We start from the raw sequence: 16,253 nt of genomic DNA, 5'->3' as shown, positions 1-16,253 counted from the left end.
GTTTATACACGCCGAGAATAGGCTAGGTAAATGATCAGCGCTGTTCTAGCATCGATTGCATGACTTGAACAACCTCTGCCCGAGAAGGTAACTACCCATGGATTTCGCTTATTCGCCCAAGGTTCAGGAACTGCGTGAGCGCGTAACTGCGTTCATGGATACTTACGTTTACCCGGCCGAAGCGGTGTTCGAACGCCAGGTCGCCGAGGGCGATCGCTGGCAGCCGACCGCGATCATGGAAGAGCTCAAGGCCAAGGCCAAGGCTGAAGGGCTGTGGAATTTGTTTCTGCCTGAGTCCAAGCTGGGCGCCGGCCTGAGCAACCTCGAATATGCGCCATTGGCGGAAATCATGGGCCGTTCCCTGCTGGGGCCGGAGCCGTTCAACTGCTCGGCGCCGGACACCGGCAACATGGAAGTGTTAGTGCGCTACGCCAACGAAGAGCAGAAACAGCGCTGGCTCGAGCCGCTGCTGCGCGGCGAAATCCGTTCGGCGTTCGCCATGACCGAGCCTGATGTGGCGTCTTCCGACGCAACCAACATGGCCGCCCGAGCTGTGCGTGACGGCGATCAGTGGGTAATCAACGGCAAGAAATGGTGGACTTCCGGCGCCTGCGATCCGCGCTGCAAGATCCTGATCTTCATGGGCCTGAGCAACCCCGACGCGCCACGTCACGCCCAGCACTCGATGATTCTCGTGCCCGTCGACACCCCCGGGGTGAAAATCGTCCGGCCGCTGCCGGTGTTCGGTTACGACGACGCACCGCACGGTCACGCCGAAGTGCTGTTCGATAACGTTCGGGTGCCGTACGAAAACGTCCTGCTCGGTGAAGGACGCGGCTTTGAAATCGCTCAGGGTCGCCTTGGCCCAGGCCGCATTCACCATTGCATGCGTTCGATCGGCATGGCTGAACGGGCATTGGAACTGATGTGCAAACGCTCGGTGAGTCGCACCGCATTCGGCAAACCGCTGGCGCGTCTGGGCGGCAACATCGACAAGATCGCCGACTCGCGGATGGAGATCGACATGGCGCGTCTGCTGACGTTGAAAGCGGCGTACATGATGGACACCGTCGGCAACAAAGTGGCGAAAAGCGAGATTGCGCAGATCAAAGTCGTCGCGCCGAACGTGGCCTTGCGGGTGATCGACCGGGCGATTCAGATGCACGGTGGGGCAGGGGTGTCGAACGATTTCCCGCTGGCCTATATGTACGCGATGCAGCGCACCCTGCGTCTGGCCGACGGCCCGGACGAAGTGCACCGCGCGGCGATTGGCAAGTTCGAGATCGGCAAGTATGTGCCGAAGGAGATGATGCGTAGCGGCCAGTAACACCTCGTTATCGTTCATCGCGGGCAAGCCCGCTCCCACAGGGATCTACAGTGGACATGAATCTCGTGTTCACCATCGAACCTGTGGGAGCGGGCTTGCCCGCGATGGCCTAAGCAGGTTCACCACAGCAGGGGCTGAGTCAATACACCCAAACCTCAACCCGCCGATTCTTGATCCGCCCTTCATCCGCGCTGTTGGTCGCCACCGGCATCAGTGCGCCGAAGCCACGGACTTCGCGCATGACCACACCGTTTTTGACCAGCTCGCGCCGCACCGCCATCGCCCGTAGCTTCGACAGCAGATCGGCCCGCGCCGGGTCATCCTTCAAATCACCAAACCCCACCAGCGTCACCGCCCGCTCGGTCTTGCCATTGCGCTTTATATAGTCGAGCACCCGCGCCAGATCCTGCCGCGCCTTGTTGTCCAGACTGGCGCTGCCCTCGGCAAAACGAAAATTCACTGTCAGACGCTGAGCATGCCGGCTGAGGGATTGGTAACCCTCGGGCATCAGCGCATTCGGCGTCACGCTCATGGCTTGTACGGTCTGGCTGATAAAACCGCTAGTCGCGACGATCGCCTGTCCCTGTGGACTTTGCGCGAACGTTGCCAACGCCTGCGCCCAAGGATTGCGGCTGTCCGGCGGCAGATAAAAGAACAAGCGCCGCGACAGCGGATAATCTTCGGTGGCGATCAGGCTATTCAGCGGCAACATCGCTTGCGAGGCGCCGTCGGCAATCGCCACGGCTTTGGCCTGACGCACGTAAGGCAAGCCGATGAAGCCGATACCTTGCGGATCGTTGCTGACCGCATCGGACAATTGCTCGCTGGATTCGAAACGTTTCGCCGCGCTGCTCAGACTTTTCCCACGCCGGCTCAGGACCAGTTCCTTGAACGTGTCGTACGTCCCGGACTGATCATCCCGCGCATATAAATGGATGGCGCCGCCACGGCTACCGAGTTCTTCCCAGGTTTTCACTTCGCCGGCAAAAATCCGCGCCAGTTGCTCGGTGTTCAACTGCTCAAGCGGGTTGGCCGGGTTGAGGATGATCGCCAGGCCGTCGATGGCAATGACTTGCTCGGCCGCCGGGCTTTTCAGATCGCCGAGGGCTTGCAGAGCAAGCAGTTCGCTGTCCTTGATCTCACGGGAAGAGGCGGCCAGATCGGCGCTGGCGTTTTTCAACGCGGCGAAACCGGTGCTGGAACCGTGGGCGGCGACTTCGATGATTACGCGTTGCCCTTGTGCGGTCTGGCCAACGATGCGTTGTTCGTTGGCGGTGTCCGGGGTTTCGCGGTGGATTTTCAGCAGGCCTTGTTCCTGCAACAGGCCTTCGACCAGCGCCGGGCCGAGTTCGGCGCCGATGGTGTTGGAGCCCTGAATGCGTAATGCCGGGCCGTTTTCGGGGATCGGCAGAGCGGCGGCGGACACCGACAGCCAGCCACTCAACAGGAAAACGCAGAGAACACGCAGGGTCATGCCGGCACCGAATCAAGCCAAGGGGATTGCCGGGGAGATTAAGTCAGGCGCGTGACCGAAATATGACAGGGATTGAAGGGTGTAAATATCAATTGTGGGAGTGAGCTTGCTCGCGAAGGCGGCGTATCAGCAACATATCTGATTACTGACACTCCGCCTTCGCGAGCAAGCTCGCTCCCACAGGGATCTCAGGCAACTCGCGAATCAGGCCAGCTCAAGCCAGATCGGCGCATGGTCCGATGGTTTTTCCATGCCGCGCAGTTCGTAGTCCACGCCGGCATCCTTGACCCGTGGCAGCAGGCCATGGGACGCCAGAATCACATCGATGCGCAGGCCACGCTTCGGTTCATCTTCGAAACCACGGCTGCGATAGTCGAACCAGCTGAACATGTCGCTCACGTCGGGATTGAGGTGACGGTAGCTGTCGGTCAGGCCCCAATTCTTCAGGCGCGCCATCCACTCGCGTTCTTCCGGCAGGAAGCTGCATTTGCCGGTTTTCAGCCAGCGCTTCATGTTGTCCGGGCCGATGCCGATGTCGCAGTCTTCCGGGGATATGTTCACATCACCCATCACCACCAGTGGCTGTTCATTGTGGAACTGGCTTTCCAGCAGCGCTTGCAGGTCGCTGTAGAAACGCTCCTTGGCGGGGAATTTGGTTGGGTGGTCGCGGCTTTCACCTTGTGGGAAATAGCCGTTCATGATCGTCACCGGCACGCCGTTGGCATCGGCGAAAGTGCCCCAGATAAAGCGCCGCTGCGCATCTTCTTCGTCGGTGGCGAAGCCTTTATGAATGGCGATCGGTTCGTTGCGCGAGAGCAGGGCGACACCGTAATGGCCCTTCTGGCCATGGAAGTGCACGTGGTAACCGAGGGCGCGGATGTCTTCGTGGGGGAACTGGTCGTCGTGGACCTTGGTTTCCTGCAGGCCGATCACGTCGGGCTGATGTTTTTCGATCAGCGCTGCCAGCTGATGCGGACGGGCACGCAGTCCGTTGATGTTGAAGGAAACAATCTTCATGGTCGGCAGTCCTGGCAAAAGGCCGATGCTAGCTGACATGGGGGAGATGGGCCAGTGTGGGACAAATCATTTTGGCCTGTGGGATTTGTGATGCCCTATGCAGCGCCTCTGTGGGAGCGAGCCTGCTCGCGAAGAGGCCGGCAAGATCGATGAAGATCCCGACTTGGTCTATACCTGTCAGGGGAACCACATCACCCGCCCAAGGTTCGTACCAACAAGCGCGCCAGTCTCCGAGCGCGCCCCCGGGGAGAATCACTGCAATGCCTGAAACCCAGTCCGCCGTTGCCGACATCCACATGCTCGACCGCGGCTATTCACGCGAAGCCCGCTCGTTGCTGTATCAGGCCTATCGCCACGAGCCGACCTTCGGCTACCTGTTCGAAGCCGAGCGTCCCGGCTACGAACAGCGCGTGCGCGCGACGGTGCGCGAGTTGGTCAAACAGCATTTTCTCCAGGACCTGCCGGCGATCGGCCTGTTGGTCAACGATCGCTTGATCGGCATTGCCCTGATCGCACCGCCGCAACGGCGCCTGGGCGTTACCGAGAGCTGGGCGTGGCGCTTGCGCATGGTGCTCAGCACCGGTTTTCGCTGCACCCGGCGTTATCTGGAATACCACGACGCCGTCGCCGCCTGCGTGCCGGGTGACTCGGTGCACATGCTGCCGTTGCTCGGTGTGCATCCGCAGTTTCAGGGCAAGCACTACGGCGAACAGTTGCTCACCGCCGTGCACAACTGGTGCGCGGTCGATGAAACCTCGCAAGGGGTGGTGCTCGACACCGGCAACCCGCGCTACCTGGAATTCTATAAAAGGCAGGGTTATCAGGAGATCGGCGAGGTTGCCGTCGGGCCGGTGCGCGAACACGTATTTTTCCACGCCAATCCGCAGGTGTTACAAACAGCAACGGGATAACGATCGAACTTCTTCACAAATTACCTGTTCTATCAGGCTCCCGAGCCCGTGATAGCATCCGCGCCTATGAAGTTTCCACGAAGATTTACCAGCGGCGTGCTGATGCTGTTATCCAGCTGCGCGGCGCTGGCGCAAAGTGAATTGGATGTACGGATCAAGCCGTCCAACGATGAACTCAAGGCCAATATAGAAGGCTATATCGGCAGCCTCGGCGATCGCGACGAAGAAGCCTTGCTGCGTTTCAGTCGCGGAGCCGAAGAGCAGGCGCGCAAAGCGGCTCAGGCGCTGGGCTACTATCAGCCGCAGATCGACAGTGACGTCAAGGGCGGGGAAAAACCGCGTCTGGTGCTGAACATCGATCCCGGCGAGCCGATTCGCCTGCGCAACGTCACCGTGCGCGTCGACGGCCCGGCGGCCTCGCTGAAATCCTTTCGCGTACCGAAAAGCGACCTGCTCAAGTCCGGCGCCGTGCTCAACCATGGCCGTTACGAAGACGCCAAACGGGTGATCCAGAATCAGGCCTCGCGCTTCGGTTACTTCAGCGGTCATTTCACCAGCCAGAAACTCATGGTCGATCCCCGCGCGGGCGTGGCCGACATCGAATTGATCTACGACAGCGGCCCGCGTTATGCGCTGGGCAAAGTCAGCTTCGAGGGCGACACGCCGTTCGACGAAGACCTGCTGCAACGCATGGTGCCGTTCAAGGCAGGCGAGCCATACGACTCGGAACTGATCGCCGAACTCAACCGCGACCTGCAATCGAGCGGCTATTTCGAAGGCGTGCGCGTCGATGCAGCACCGACGGCAGCGCAGAACGATGTGATTCCGGTCGCCGTCAAACTCGACACGTGCAAGCCGCGCACCATGGGTCTGGGCCTCGGTTATTCGACCGACGTCGGCCCACGGATCAAGGCCAACTGGACGCGCCACTGGGTCAACCCGCAGGGCGACAGCTATGGCTGGGAGGCCGAACTCTCGGCGCCCCGGCAGAACGTCGGGCTGTTCTACGACATCCCGCTCGACCCACCACTGACCGACAAATTGCGTTGGGCCGGTGGCTATCAGTTCGAAGACATCGAAGGCTCCGACACCCTCAGCAAACTGCTGACCTTCGGCCCGGAATGGCACAGCAAGTTGCCCAGCGGCTGGCAGCGGGTGATCTCGCTGAAATGGCAACGTGAAGAATACGAACTCGGCGACGACTCCGGCCTGAGCACGTTGCTGATGCCCGGCATCAGTTATTCGTACCTCAAAAGCGACAACCGCATCGACCCGCGCAACGGCTATCGCCTGAGCTTCGAAAGCAAAGTCGCCAAGGAAGGCCTCGGTTCGGACAACAACCTTTTATATGGCACCGCGCTGGTCAAAGGCCTGACCACGGTGTTCGACAAGCACCGCTTGCTCGGCCGCGTGCAGGTCGGCGGCAGCGCCACCAACGGCTACAACTCGATTCCGCCATCGCTGCGCTTTTTTGCCGGTGGCGATCAGAGCGTGCGCGGTTACGACTATCAGAGCCTGTCGCCGAAAAATTCCGATGGCAAACGGATTGGCGGTCGCTACATGGTGGCTGGCAGCGTCGAGTATCAATACTCGATCGCCGAAAAATGGCGGGTCGCGACCTTCGTCGACCAGGGCAACTCTTTCAACAAACTTGAACTGCCCGACCTCAAGACCGGGGTCGGTGTGGGTGTGCGCTGGGTCTCGCCGGTCGGGCCGATCCGCCTTGACCTGGCCCACGCGCTGGACGACGACGGCGGCATCCGGCTGCATTTTTCCATGGGGCCTGAGCTGTGAAGCGTGGTGTGAAAATAACAGCGCTGACTTTGTTGGCGCTGGTCTTGTTGATCGTCTTGAGCCTGGCCGCACTGCTTGGCACGCAGGCCGGCAGTCGTTGGGCGCTGGGCCTGGTGCCGGGCCTGAGCGTGGAAAATTTCCACGGTCGCCTCGCTGGGCAATGGAGCGCCGATCACCTGGTGTGGCAGCAGGACACCAGCCGAGTCGAGCTGAACAAGGCGATCTTCGCCTGGTCGCCACTGTGCCTGACGCGCATGACCTTGTGCATCGATCAGCTCAAGGCCGAGCAGGTGATCCTGCAATTCCCGCCGAGCGAAGAAACCACCGAGAGCGGCCCGATCACACTGCCGGACCTGCAATTGCCGTTGGCCATTGAACTGGGCGATGTCGAAGTCGGCAGCCTGTTGTTCAACGGCAGCGAACAGCTCAAGGGCTTGCAACTGGCGGCGCACTGGACCGCTCACGGCCTGCAGATCGACAGCGTGAAATTGCAGCGCGACGAGCTCAGCCTGAACCTGTCCGGCCTGCTGCAACCGAGCGGCAACTGGCCGCTGACGATTCAGGGCGATTTGACTTTGCCGTCTCCCGGCAGCGAGCCGTGGACGCTGGCGCTGAAAGTCGACGGCGATCTGCTGAAAACCCTCAACCTGCACGCCGACAGCCGTGGCTACCTCGACGGTCAGTTGAACGGCGAGTTGCAAGCGCTGGCGGAAAACCTCCCGGCCAAGCTGCGCATCACCAGCGACGCGTTCAAACCCAGCGCCGATCTGCCGGACACCCTGCAATTCAATCAGCTTGTGCTCACGGGCGAAGGCGACCTGAAAAACGGTTACCAACTGCTCGGCAACGCCACGCTGCCCGCCGAAAAATCGCCAGTGGCGCTGCTGCTCAAAGGCAAGGTCGACGCCAACGGCGCGCAGATTGCCGGGCTCGACCTCAACGCCAACGACACGCAAAGCCTCAAACTCACCGGCAATGTCGATTGGAGCAAGGGCCTCAGCGCTCAGGCCAATATCAACTGGCAAGACTTCCCGTGGCACCGGCTCTATCCGGAAATCGACGAGCCGCAAGTGACGTTGCGCACCTTTACCGGCGAAGTGTCCTACACCGACGGCCAGTATCTCGGTAATTTCGACGCGGCGCTGGATGGCCCGGCCGGGGCGTTCACCTTAAGCAGTCCGTTCAGCGGCAGCCTCGAACAGATCGCCTTGCCGCAACTGGTCATGCAGGCCGGCCAGGGCAAGGCCGAAGGGCACGTCAATATGCGCTTCGCCGACAGCATCGCCTGGGATACCGCGCTGGATCTGTCGGCGCTCAACCCGGCGTACTGGGTCGCCGAACTGCCGGGCACGCTGGCCGGGCCGTTGCAGAGCAAAGGCGAGATGAAGAATGATCAGCTCAGCCTCAGCGCCGACCTCGACCTCAAAGGCAAGCTGCGCGGCCAACCGGCGATTCTGCAGGCCAAGGCTGACGGCGCGGGCGAGCGCTGGAACCTCAACGCTCTGCAGATCCGCCTCGGCGACAACAGCATCAATGGCAAGGGCAGCCTGCAGGACAAACTCGGCGGGCAGATCGACATCAAGCTGCCGCGTCTGGCCCAGCTCTGGCCGCAATTGCGCGGGCAGGTCAACGGTCAGGTCAACGTCGCCGGTACGCTGAAGGCGCCACAGGGCAAGCTTGATCTGCAAGGTTCGCAACTGGCTTTTCAGGACAATCGCCTGCAAAGCCTCAACCTCGACGCCACGCTCGACAGCGCGCAGCGGGCGAAGATCAATCTCAAAGGCAGCGGCATTCAGACCGGCGACACCTCGCTCGGCACCCTGACCGCCAGTGCTCAGGGCGATATCAAAAGCCAGAAACTCAACCTCGACCTGATCGGACCGAAGCTGAAACTGGCGCTGGGTCTGGACGGCAATCTCGACAAGGGCAACTGGCGCGGACGCTTGGCCAGTGGCGACATTCAGGCCGGTGGTCAGGACTGGAAGCTGCAAAGCCCGGCCAAGCTGGAACGCCTGGCGGACGGCCAGATCAATTTCGGCGCGCATTGCTGGCTGTCCGGCAACGCCAGCCTGTGTGGCGAAGACCAGCGCCTGATGCCCGAGCCGAAGCTGCGTTATCACCTCAAGCAATTCCCGATCGAAAGCCTTGCGCAGTGGCTGCCCAAGGACTTCGCCTGGCAGGGCCGACTCAACGCCGATCTGCAACTGGACTTGCCGGCGAGCGGCCCGAACGGCGTGGTCAGTGTCGATGCCAGCGGCGGCACCCTGCGCGTGCGCGACAAGGATCAGTGGCTGGATTTCCCCTACCAGACCCTCAAACTCAGCAGCAAGCTCACGCCCAAGCGCGTTGACACCGAGCTCAATTTTGTCGGCGGCAAACTCGGCGAATTGCTGGTCCAGGCGCAGCTCAATCCGCTGCCGAAAAACAAACCGCTGAGCGGCTCGTTCCGCCTTTCCGGCCTCGATCTATCGGTGGCGCGGCCGTTCGTGCCGATGGTGGAAAAACTCACCGGCCGGCTCAACGGCAGCGGCACTATTTCCGGTGGCCTGCTCGCACCGCTGGTCAACGGCACCGTGCAGCTCAGCGACGGCGAAGTGTCCGGCGCCGAACTGCCGATGGAGCTGCAGAATCTGCAACTGACTGCAGCGATCGCCGGCGAATCGGTGCGCCTGGACGGTGGCTGGAACAGCGGCAAGACTGGCAAGGGCAGCCTCAACGGCAACGTCGCCTGGGGTCAGGCACTGGTGGTCGATCTGGCGCTCAAGGGCTCGCAATTGCCGGTCAGCGTCGAACCCTACGCCAAACTGGAAATGGCCCCGGACCTGAAGATTTCCATGGCCGGCGATGAGCTGAAAGTTGCCGGCAAGGTACTGGTGCCGAAAGGCGAAATCACCGTGCGCGAACTGCCGCCATCGACGGTAAAAGTCTCCGACGACACGATCATCGTTGGCGCGCAGACCGAAGAGGGCAAACCACCGATCGCGATGAAAATGGACATCAACGTGATCGTCGGCCAGGACAAGCTGAGCTTTGCCGGTTTCGGCCTGACCGCGAATCTGCAAGGTCAGGTGCACATCGGCGACAACATGGACACCCGTGGCGAACTCTGGCTCAACGACGGCCGCTATCGCGCCTATGGCCAGCGCCTGACGGTGCGGCGTGCGCGCCTGTTGTTCGCCGGCCCGATTGACCAGCCGTATCTGGACATCGAAGCGATCCGCCAGACCGACGACGTCATCGCCGGTATTCGCCTGAGCGGCAGCGCCGAACAGCCAACCACGCAGATCTTCTCCGAACCGGCGATGAGTCAGGAACAGGCGCTGTCGTACCTGGTGCTGGGCCGTCCGCTGAGCACCAGCGGCGAAGACAACAACATGCTCGCGCAAGCGGCATTGGGTCTGGGTCTGATGGGCAGCGCCGGGATCACCAGCGGCCTGGCCAAGGATCTGGGTATTCAGGACTTCCAACTCGACACCCAAGGCAGCGGCAACGACACCAGCGTCGTCGCCAGCGGCAACATCTCGGAAAAACTCAGCCTGCGCTACGGCGTCGGCGTCTTCGAACCGGCCAGCACCATCGCCCTGCGCTACAAGCTGAGCAAGAAGGTCTACGTCGAAGCGGCAAGCGGCGTGGCGAGTTCGCTGGATATTTTCTACAAGCGGGATTTCTAGAGCGCACCTGCTCATTTGAACCGAGTCGCACCCTTCGCGAGCAGGCTCGCTCCCACATTGGAACGCGTTTTCCCTGTGGGAGCGAGCCTGCTCGCGAATGCGGTTGCGCACGCAATAAAACCCAGTTCACTTGTCAATAAATTACCAAGCCCCCTAACTATTGCGTTGACATTCGCTGCCTAAGCAGTAACATCTCGACATACATTCACTGCCTAGGCAGTTATCAGGTCGACCCATGAAGCATTTCACCCCGGAAGAATTCAAACATTGCCACCTCGGCCTGTTGCTCGGCCGTGCCGCGTTGCTCAAGGACCGGATCATCGACACCCACATGGAACCCCACGGCATCACCGCCGCGCAGTTCAAGGTGTTGATCATCATGGCCCAGTTCGGCGTCGATACCCCGGCCGAGCTGTGCCGCCATCTGTCGCTGGACAGCGGGTCGATGACGCGCATGCTCGATCGCCTCGAGCAGAAGGCTTTTCTGATTCGCCAGCGCAGCGAAGGCGACCGGCGACAGGTGCAGTTGAAACTGACCGAGCAGGGCCAGCAACTGGCTGATCGCCTGCCGCACATCGGTGCCGATGCGATGAATGAACTGGCCGGCGCGATCTCCCGCGAAGAGCTGAAAACCCTGGAATACATCCTGAAGAAAATCCTGCTGGCCGCCGGTGATCCGATCACCATCCAGCGTCTAGGTGATCACAATGAGCGCTAACACTTTGCGCAGCAGCCTGACGCTGTTGCTATCGGCGATGATCCTCGCCGGTTGCGCCAATTACAGCGGCCTCGACACCGAAGGCCAGCGCCTCGACGCGAAGAGCCTGAAGACAGCGCAGTCTCTCGATGGCATCACCCTGTCGCCAGCGGCGTGGCCGAAAAGCGATTGGTGGAGCAGCCTCGGCGATCCGCAGCTCGACGGCCTGATCCGCGAAGCCCTGCACGACAGCCCGGACATGCAGATCGCCGCAGCCCGCGCCCATCAGGCCAGTGCCGCCGCCTATGCCGCCGATGCCGAGCGTTATCCGACCCTCGACGCCAGCGCCGGCATCAGCCGTTCGCGGCTGGCTCGTGATCAGGATCCGCTGGGGCAGGGCGGCGCCTATGCGACGGTGCGCAATGTCAGCGCCGGTTTCAATTACAACTTCGACTTGTGGGGCGGTCAGCGCGATGCCTGGGAAGCCGCACTCGGCGAGGCTCGCGCTGCTGAAGTCGACCGTCAGGCCGCGCAGCTGACACTTGCCGCTGACGTCGCCCGTGCGTATAGCGATCTCGGTCAGGCGCACATCGTTTACGACCTCGCCAGCGAAGACCTCAAGCGCACCCGGCAAATGCTCGACCTCAGCCAGCGCCGCTTGAGTTCGGGAATCGACAGCCAGTACCAGTTCCAGCAAACCCAGAGTCTGGAAGCCAGTTCTCAGGCCAGCCTGATCGACGCGGAAAAACGCTTGAACAGCGCGAAAATCGCCTTGGCCGTATTGCTCGGCAAAGGCCCGGATCGTGGCAACGAAATCGCTCGACCGAAAGTTCTCCAAGCCAGCGCCGTGGCGGTGCCGTCGGTGTTGCCGGCGGAACTGCTCGGCCGCCGCCCGGATCTGGTCGCGGCACGCTGGCGTGTCGAGGCGGCGAGCAAGGACATCGATGCGGCGAAAACCCGCTTCTATCCCAACCTCAACCTGTCGGCCTCGGCCGGCGCCGAGTCGTTGCTGGGTGATGCGATGTTCGGCTCGGCCAGTCGCTTCTTCAACATCGCGCCGACCGTGTCGCTGCCGATTTTCGATGGCGGACGCTTGCGCGCCAACCTCGATGCGCGCGACGCCGATTACGATCTGGCGGTGGCGCAGTACAACAAAAGTCTGGTGAAAGCCCTCGGCGATGTCGGCGATACGATCAATCAGCTGCGCGATATCGGCCGGCAGATCGGCGCGCAGCAACATGCCACCGACATCGCTCAGGATTCTTACAACACCGTCGTCCAGCGTTACGGTTCCGGCATCGGCAACTACCTGGACGTGCTCAGCATCGAGCAGCAATTGCTCCAGGCCCAGCGTCAGCTGGCGACCCTCAATGCCGAGCAGATCGACCTGTCGATTCAACTGATGCAAGCGCTGGGCGGCGGCTTTCAGGGTGAAAACCTGAACGCAGCCAACGCCAGCCCCGCGTCCTCGCACCCATAATTCAAGGTATTTGTCATGGCTACTGCCGAAAACACCCAAGCTCAAGACAACACCCCGGACACCGGCAACCCGCGCAAACGCAAGGTGATGCTGCTGGCCCTCGCCGTGGTGGTCCTGCTCGCCATTGCCGGCGTCTGGGCCTATCACGAGTTCATCGGGCGCTTTAACGAAAGCACCGACGATGCCTACGTCAACGGCAACGTCGTGGAGATCACGCCGCTGGTCACCGGCACCGTGGTCAGCATCGGTGCCGACGACGGGGATCTGGTCCAGGAAGGCCAGGTGCTGGTCAACTTCGACCCCAACGATGCCGAAGTCGGCCTGCAAAGTGCCAAGGCCAAACTGGCGCGCACCGTGCGTCAGGTGCGCGGCCTGTATAGCAACGTCGACGGCATGAAAGCCCAGGTCAACGCGCAGCAGGCCGAAGTGCAGAAAGCCCAGGACAACTACAACCGGCGGAAAAACCTCGCCCAGGGCGGGGCGATTTCCCAGGAAGAGCTGTCCCACGCCCGCGACGACCTGACCTCGGCGCAGAACGCCTTGGCTAACGCCAAACAGCAACTGAAAACCACCAGCGCGCTGGTCGACGACACCGTGGTCTCGTCGCATCCGGACGTAATGTCGGCGGCTGCCGATCTGCGTCAGGCCTATCTGACCAATGCCCGCAGCACCCTGATCGCGCCGGTCACCGGTTACGTCGCCAAGCGCACTGTGCAACTCGGTCAGCGCGTGCAGCCGGGCACCGCGCTGATGGCGGTGATTCCGCTGGATCAGCTGTGGATCGACGCCAACTTCAAGGAAACCCAACTGCGTGACATGCGCATCGGTCAGCCAGTGGATATCGAGGCCGATATTTATGGCAGCGATGTGAAATACAGCGGCACCGTCGACAGCCTCGGCGCCGGTACCGGCAGCGCATTTGCCTTGCTGCCGGCACAGAACGCCACCGGTAACTGGATCAAGATCGTCCAGCGTGTGCCGGTGCGTATCCACATCAATGCCGAAGAGCTGGCCAAGCACCCGCTGCGTGTCGGTCTGTCGACCAATGTCGAGGTCAATCTGCACGACCAGAGCGGCCCGGTGCTGGCCCAGCAACCGCCGCAAAAAGCCTCGTTCAGCACCAACGTCTACGAGCGCCAACTGGCCGAGGCGGACGCGATGATTGCCCAGTTGATTCACGACAACAGCGCAGCAGCAGGCAAGACCGCGCAGCGCTGAGAGCACACCGGATCAGAAGCAGGCTCTGTGGTGAGGGGTTATCTGTGGCCACAGATAATCCCCTCGCCACAAGGGCCTGTTATCACAGGGCCGGCTGTGTTCATCAGGCCGCAGCGACCATCAGGTTTCATAGGATTCACAATGAGCAATAACGCTTCTTTCACGCCGCCCAGCCTGTTGCTCAGCACCATCGGCCTGTCGCTGGCGACGTTCATGCAAGTGCTCGACACGACCATCGCCAACGTGGCGTTGCCGACGATTTCCGGCAATCTCGGGGTGAGTTCGGAGCAGGGCACCTGGGTCATCACTTCGTTTGCCGTGAGCAACGCGATTGCGCTGCCACTGACCGGTTGGCTCAGCCGCCGCTTCGGCGAGGTGAAGCTGTTTCTGTGGGCGACGATGCTGTTTGTACTGGCGTCGTTTCTCTGCGGTATCTCGACTTCGATGCCTGAGCTGATCGGCTTTCGCGTGCTGCAAGGCCTGGTCGCCGGGCCGCTGTACCCGATGACGCAGACGCTGTTGATCGCGGTGTATCCGCCGGCGAAACGCGGGATGGCCCTGGCGCTGTTGGCGATGGTCACGGTGGTTGCGCCCATTGCAGGTCCCATTCTCGGCGGCTGGATCACCGACAGCTACAGCTGGCCGTGGATCTTCTTTATCAACGTGCCGATCGGCATCTTTGCGGTGATGGTGGTGCGTTCGCAACTGGCGAAACGGCCGGTGGTGACCAGTCGCCAGCCAATGGATTACGTCGGTCTGATCACGCTGATCATTGGCGTTGGCGCGTTGCAGGTGATCCTCGACAAGGGCAATGACCTGGACTGGTTCGAGTCGAATTTCATCATTGTCGGCGCGGCGATTTCCGTGGTCGCCCTGGCGGTGTTCGTGATCTGGGAAATGACCGACCGCCATCCGGTGGTCAACCTGCGCCTGTTCGCCTATCGCAACTTCCGCATCGGCACGCTGGTGCTGGTCTTGGGTTACGCAGGCTTCTTCGGCATCAACCTGATCCTGCCGCAGTGGTTGCAGACGCAAATGGGCTACACCGCGACCTGGGCGGGACTTGCCGTGGCGCCGATCGGGATTCTGCCGGTGCTGCTGTCGCCGTTTGTCGGCAAATACGCGCACAAGTTCGACCTGCGTCTGCTCGCCGGCATTGCGTTTCTGGCGATTGGCCTGAGCTGCTTCATGCGTGCCGAGTTCACCAACGAAGTCGACTTCCAGCACATTGCGCTGGTGCAGTTGTTCATGGGCATCGGCGTGGCGCTGTTCTTCATGCCGACCCTGAGCATTCTGATGTCGGACTTGCCGCCGAGCCAGATCGCTGACGGCGCAGGCCTGGCGACTTTCCTGCGGACACTGGGCGGCAGCTTCGCAGCCTCACTGACCACGTGGATCTGGATTCGCCGGGCCGATCAGCATCATGCGTATATGAGCGAAAGCATCAGCACGTTTGAGCCAGCTACCCGCGAGACCTTGAATCAATTGGGCGGGGCGAGCCAGTCGGCGTATGCGCAGATGGATCAGATCCTCACGAGCCAGGCGTACATGCTGTCCACCGTGGATTACTTCACGTTGCTGGGCTGGGGGTTCATGGGGTTGATTCTGATCGTGTGGCTGGCAAAACCGCCGTTTGCCGCCAAGGCCGGGCCGGCAGCTTCGGGGCACTAAGATCAAGATCAAAAGCCCCTCACCCTAACCCTCTCCCGGAGGGAGAGGGGACTGACCGCGGTGGATGTTCGGTAGACATCGACCTGCCAGACTGCAGTCGAACTCAGGTTTGGATTGCATGAAGATCGGCTCCCTTTCCCCCTCGCCCCCCTGGGGGAGAGGGCTGGGGTGAGGGGGTGCAGCTTTTAGCCGTGCGGCAATGCCAGCGGCGGGGCGAAATCGAATGGCGCCAAGGCATACCCACTCTCATCCACCTGCAACGCCCATCCCTGACGATCCCAATCCCCTAGCACAATCCGCTTCGCCGCTTGTTCACCCAGCTGCAACTTGTGAATTGCCGGGCGGTGAGTGTGGCCGTGGATCAGGGTTTTCACGCCGAATGCCTGCATCACTCGCGGAATCTCTTCCGGGGTGACATCGACAATGTCATTGGCTTTCATCCGCGTCTGTGCACGGCTTTCGCTGCGTAGCTTGCGCGCCAGTTTGTGGCGGCTGCTCAGCGGCAGGTGACGGAGGATGAACAGGGTGATCGGGTTGCGCAGGTAGCGGCGCAGCTTCATGTAGCCAACGTCGCGGGTGCACAGGCTGTCGCCGTGCATCAGCAGCACCGGTTCGCCGTAGAACTGCACGACACTCGGATCCTTCAGCAAGGTGCAGCCGGCCTGTTTGCAGAAGGCCTTGCCAAGCATGAAATCGCGATTGCCGTGCATCAGGAATATGGCCGTGCCGCTGTCGCTCAAATCGCGCAGGGCCTGGCAGATGGAACGCTGAAAGGGCGTCATGGCGTCGTCGCCGATCCATGCCTCGAAGAAGTCGCCGAGGATGTACAACGCACTCGCCGAGCGGGCGCGTCCGGCGAGCAAATCCAGAAACGCCCGGGTAATGTCCGGGCGCTCCTCTTCCAGATGCAAGTCTGAAATCAGCAATATCACGCTGCGATGATCTCGGCTTTCTCGATGATCACGTCGTCTGCTGGTACGTCCTGGTGGCCGG

General features: G+C 61.5%; 11 protein-coding genes. 8 read left to right on the top strand and 3 right to left on the bottom strand.

All coding sequences use genetic code 11. The annotated features are described in order from the left end of the window. Positions 1-97 precede the first annotated feature (97 nt). A complete protein-coding gene (locus D8U71_RS28005; protein ID WP_130889188.1) occupies positions 98-1,327 on the top strand; it encodes an acyl-CoA dehydrogenase in 1,230 nt (409 codons plus the stop codon). Positions 1,328-1,466: 139 nt separating this feature from the next. Here the strand turns inward: D8U71_RS28005 and D8U71_RS28000 are convergent, their stop codons facing one another. After that, entirely contained in the window at positions 1,467-2,801 is a 1,335-nt protein-coding gene (locus D8U71_RS28000) for a phosphate ABC transporter substrate-binding/OmpA family protein (RefSeq protein WP_110600792.1), read from the bottom strand. A gap of 204 nt (positions 2,802-3,005) precedes the next feature. Beyond that, positions 3,006-3,818, bottom strand: a complete 813-nt coding sequence (gene xthA, locus D8U71_RS27995; RefSeq protein ID WP_073471316.1) for an exodeoxyribonuclease III — start codon at positions 3,816-3,818, stop codon at positions 3,006-3,008. 260 nt (positions 3,819-4,078) lie between these two features. Here xthA and D8U71_RS27990 point away from each other — a divergent pair, with 260 nt between their 5' ends. The 7 genes from D8U71_RS27990 (at position 4,079) to D8U71_RS27960 (ending at position 15,260) form a co-directional block, all read left to right on the top strand. Further along, positions 4,079-4,729, top strand: a complete 651-nt coding sequence (locus tag D8U71_RS27990) for a GNAT family N-acetyltransferase (protein ID WP_016775303.1) — start codon at positions 4,079-4,081, stop codon at positions 4,727-4,729. 66 nt (positions 4,730-4,795) lie between these two features. Then, on the top strand, positions 4,796-6,523 hold the full coding sequence (locus D8U71_RS27985) for an autotransporter assembly complex family protein (RefSeq protein WP_130889187.1): 1,728 nt from the start codon (positions 4,796-4,798) through the stop codon (positions 6,521-6,523). After that, a complete protein-coding gene (locus tag D8U71_RS27980; protein WP_130889186.1) occupies positions 6,520-10,194 on the top strand; it encodes a translocation/assembly module TamB domain-containing protein in 3,675 nt (1,224 codons plus the stop codon). The genes D8U71_RS27985 and D8U71_RS27980 overlap by 4 nt, the downstream gene beginning before the upstream one ends. Before the next feature lie 235 nt (positions 10,195-10,429). Further along, positions 10,430-10,912 carry a MarR family transcriptional regulator gene (locus D8U71_RS27975; RefSeq protein ID WP_024013429.1) on the top strand — a complete coding sequence of 161 codons (483 nt, stop codon included), beginning with the start codon at positions 10,430-10,432 and terminating at the stop codon, positions 10,910-10,912. Further along, positions 10,902-12,371: an efflux transporter outer membrane subunit gene (locus D8U71_RS27970; protein WP_130889185.1), complete on the top strand. Its 1,470-nt coding sequence runs from the start codon at positions 10,902-10,904 to the stop codon at positions 12,369-12,371. The genes D8U71_RS27975 and D8U71_RS27970 overlap by 11 nt, the downstream gene beginning before the upstream one ends. A gap of 15 nt (positions 12,372-12,386) precedes the next feature. Next, on the top strand, positions 12,387-13,589 hold the full coding sequence (locus D8U71_RS27965; protein WP_016775298.1) for an HlyD family efflux transporter periplasmic adaptor subunit: 1,203 nt from the start codon (positions 12,387-12,389) through the stop codon (positions 13,587-13,589). 141 nt (positions 13,590-13,730) lie between these two features. Further along, positions 13,731-15,260: a DHA2 family efflux MFS transporter permease subunit gene (locus D8U71_RS27960; RefSeq protein WP_039763332.1), complete on the top strand. Its 1,530-nt coding sequence runs from the start codon at positions 13,731-13,733 to the stop codon at positions 15,258-15,260. A gap of 185 nt (positions 15,261-15,445) precedes the next feature. Here the strand turns inward: D8U71_RS27960 and lpxH are convergent, their stop codons facing one another. Further along, positions 15,446-16,192, bottom strand: a complete 747-nt coding sequence (lpxH, locus tag D8U71_RS27955) for a UDP-2,3-diacylglucosamine diphosphatase (RefSeq protein WP_016775296.1) — start codon at positions 16,190-16,192, stop codon at positions 15,446-15,448. Positions 16,193-16,253: the final 61 nt, after the last annotated feature.

Source organism: Pseudomonas sp. Sample_21 (assembly GCF_004307525.1).
Taxonomy (GTDB): Bacteria; Pseudomonadota; Gammaproteobacteria; order Pseudomonadales; family Pseudomonadaceae; genus Aquipseudomonas; species Aquipseudomonas atacamensis.
Note: the sequence above shows the minus strand (reverse complement) of the source record. Positions and strands in the feature narration are given on the sequence as shown.

Bases quoted from the DNA above. Each gene is read 5' to 3' on its own strand.
- D8U71_RS28005 (WP_130889188.1), top strand. From the start codon at position 98: ATGGATTTCGCTTATTCGCCCAAGGTTCAGGAACTGCGTGAGCGCGTA.
- D8U71_RS28000 (WP_110600792.1), bottom strand. From the start codon at position 2,801: ATGACCCTGCGTGTTCTCTGCGTTTTCCTGTTGAGTGGCTGGCTGTCG.
- xthA (WP_073471316.1), bottom strand. From the start codon at position 3,818: ATGAAGATTGTTTCCTTCAACATCAACGGACTGCGTGCCCGTCCGCAT.
- D8U71_RS27990 (WP_016775303.1), top strand. From the start codon at position 4,079: ATGCCTGAAACCCAGTCCGCCGTTGCCGACATCCACATGCTCGACCGC.
- D8U71_RS27985 (WP_130889187.1), top strand. From the start codon at position 4,796: ATGAAGTTTCCACGAAGATTTACCAGCGGCGTGCTGATGCTGTTATCC.
- D8U71_RS27975 (WP_024013429.1), top strand. From the start codon at position 10,430: ATGAAGCATTTCACCCCGGAAGAATTCAAACATTGCCACCTCGGCCTG.
- D8U71_RS27970 (WP_130889185.1), top strand. From the start codon at position 10,902: ATGAGCGCTAACACTTTGCGCAGCAGCCTGACGCTGTTGCTATCGGCG.
- D8U71_RS27965 (WP_016775298.1), top strand. From the start codon at position 12,387: ATGGCTACTGCCGAAAACACCCAAGCTCAAGACAACACCCCGGACACC.
- D8U71_RS27960 (WP_039763332.1), top strand. From the start codon at position 13,731: ATGAGCAATAACGCTTCTTTCACGCCGCCCAGCCTGTTGCTCAGCACC.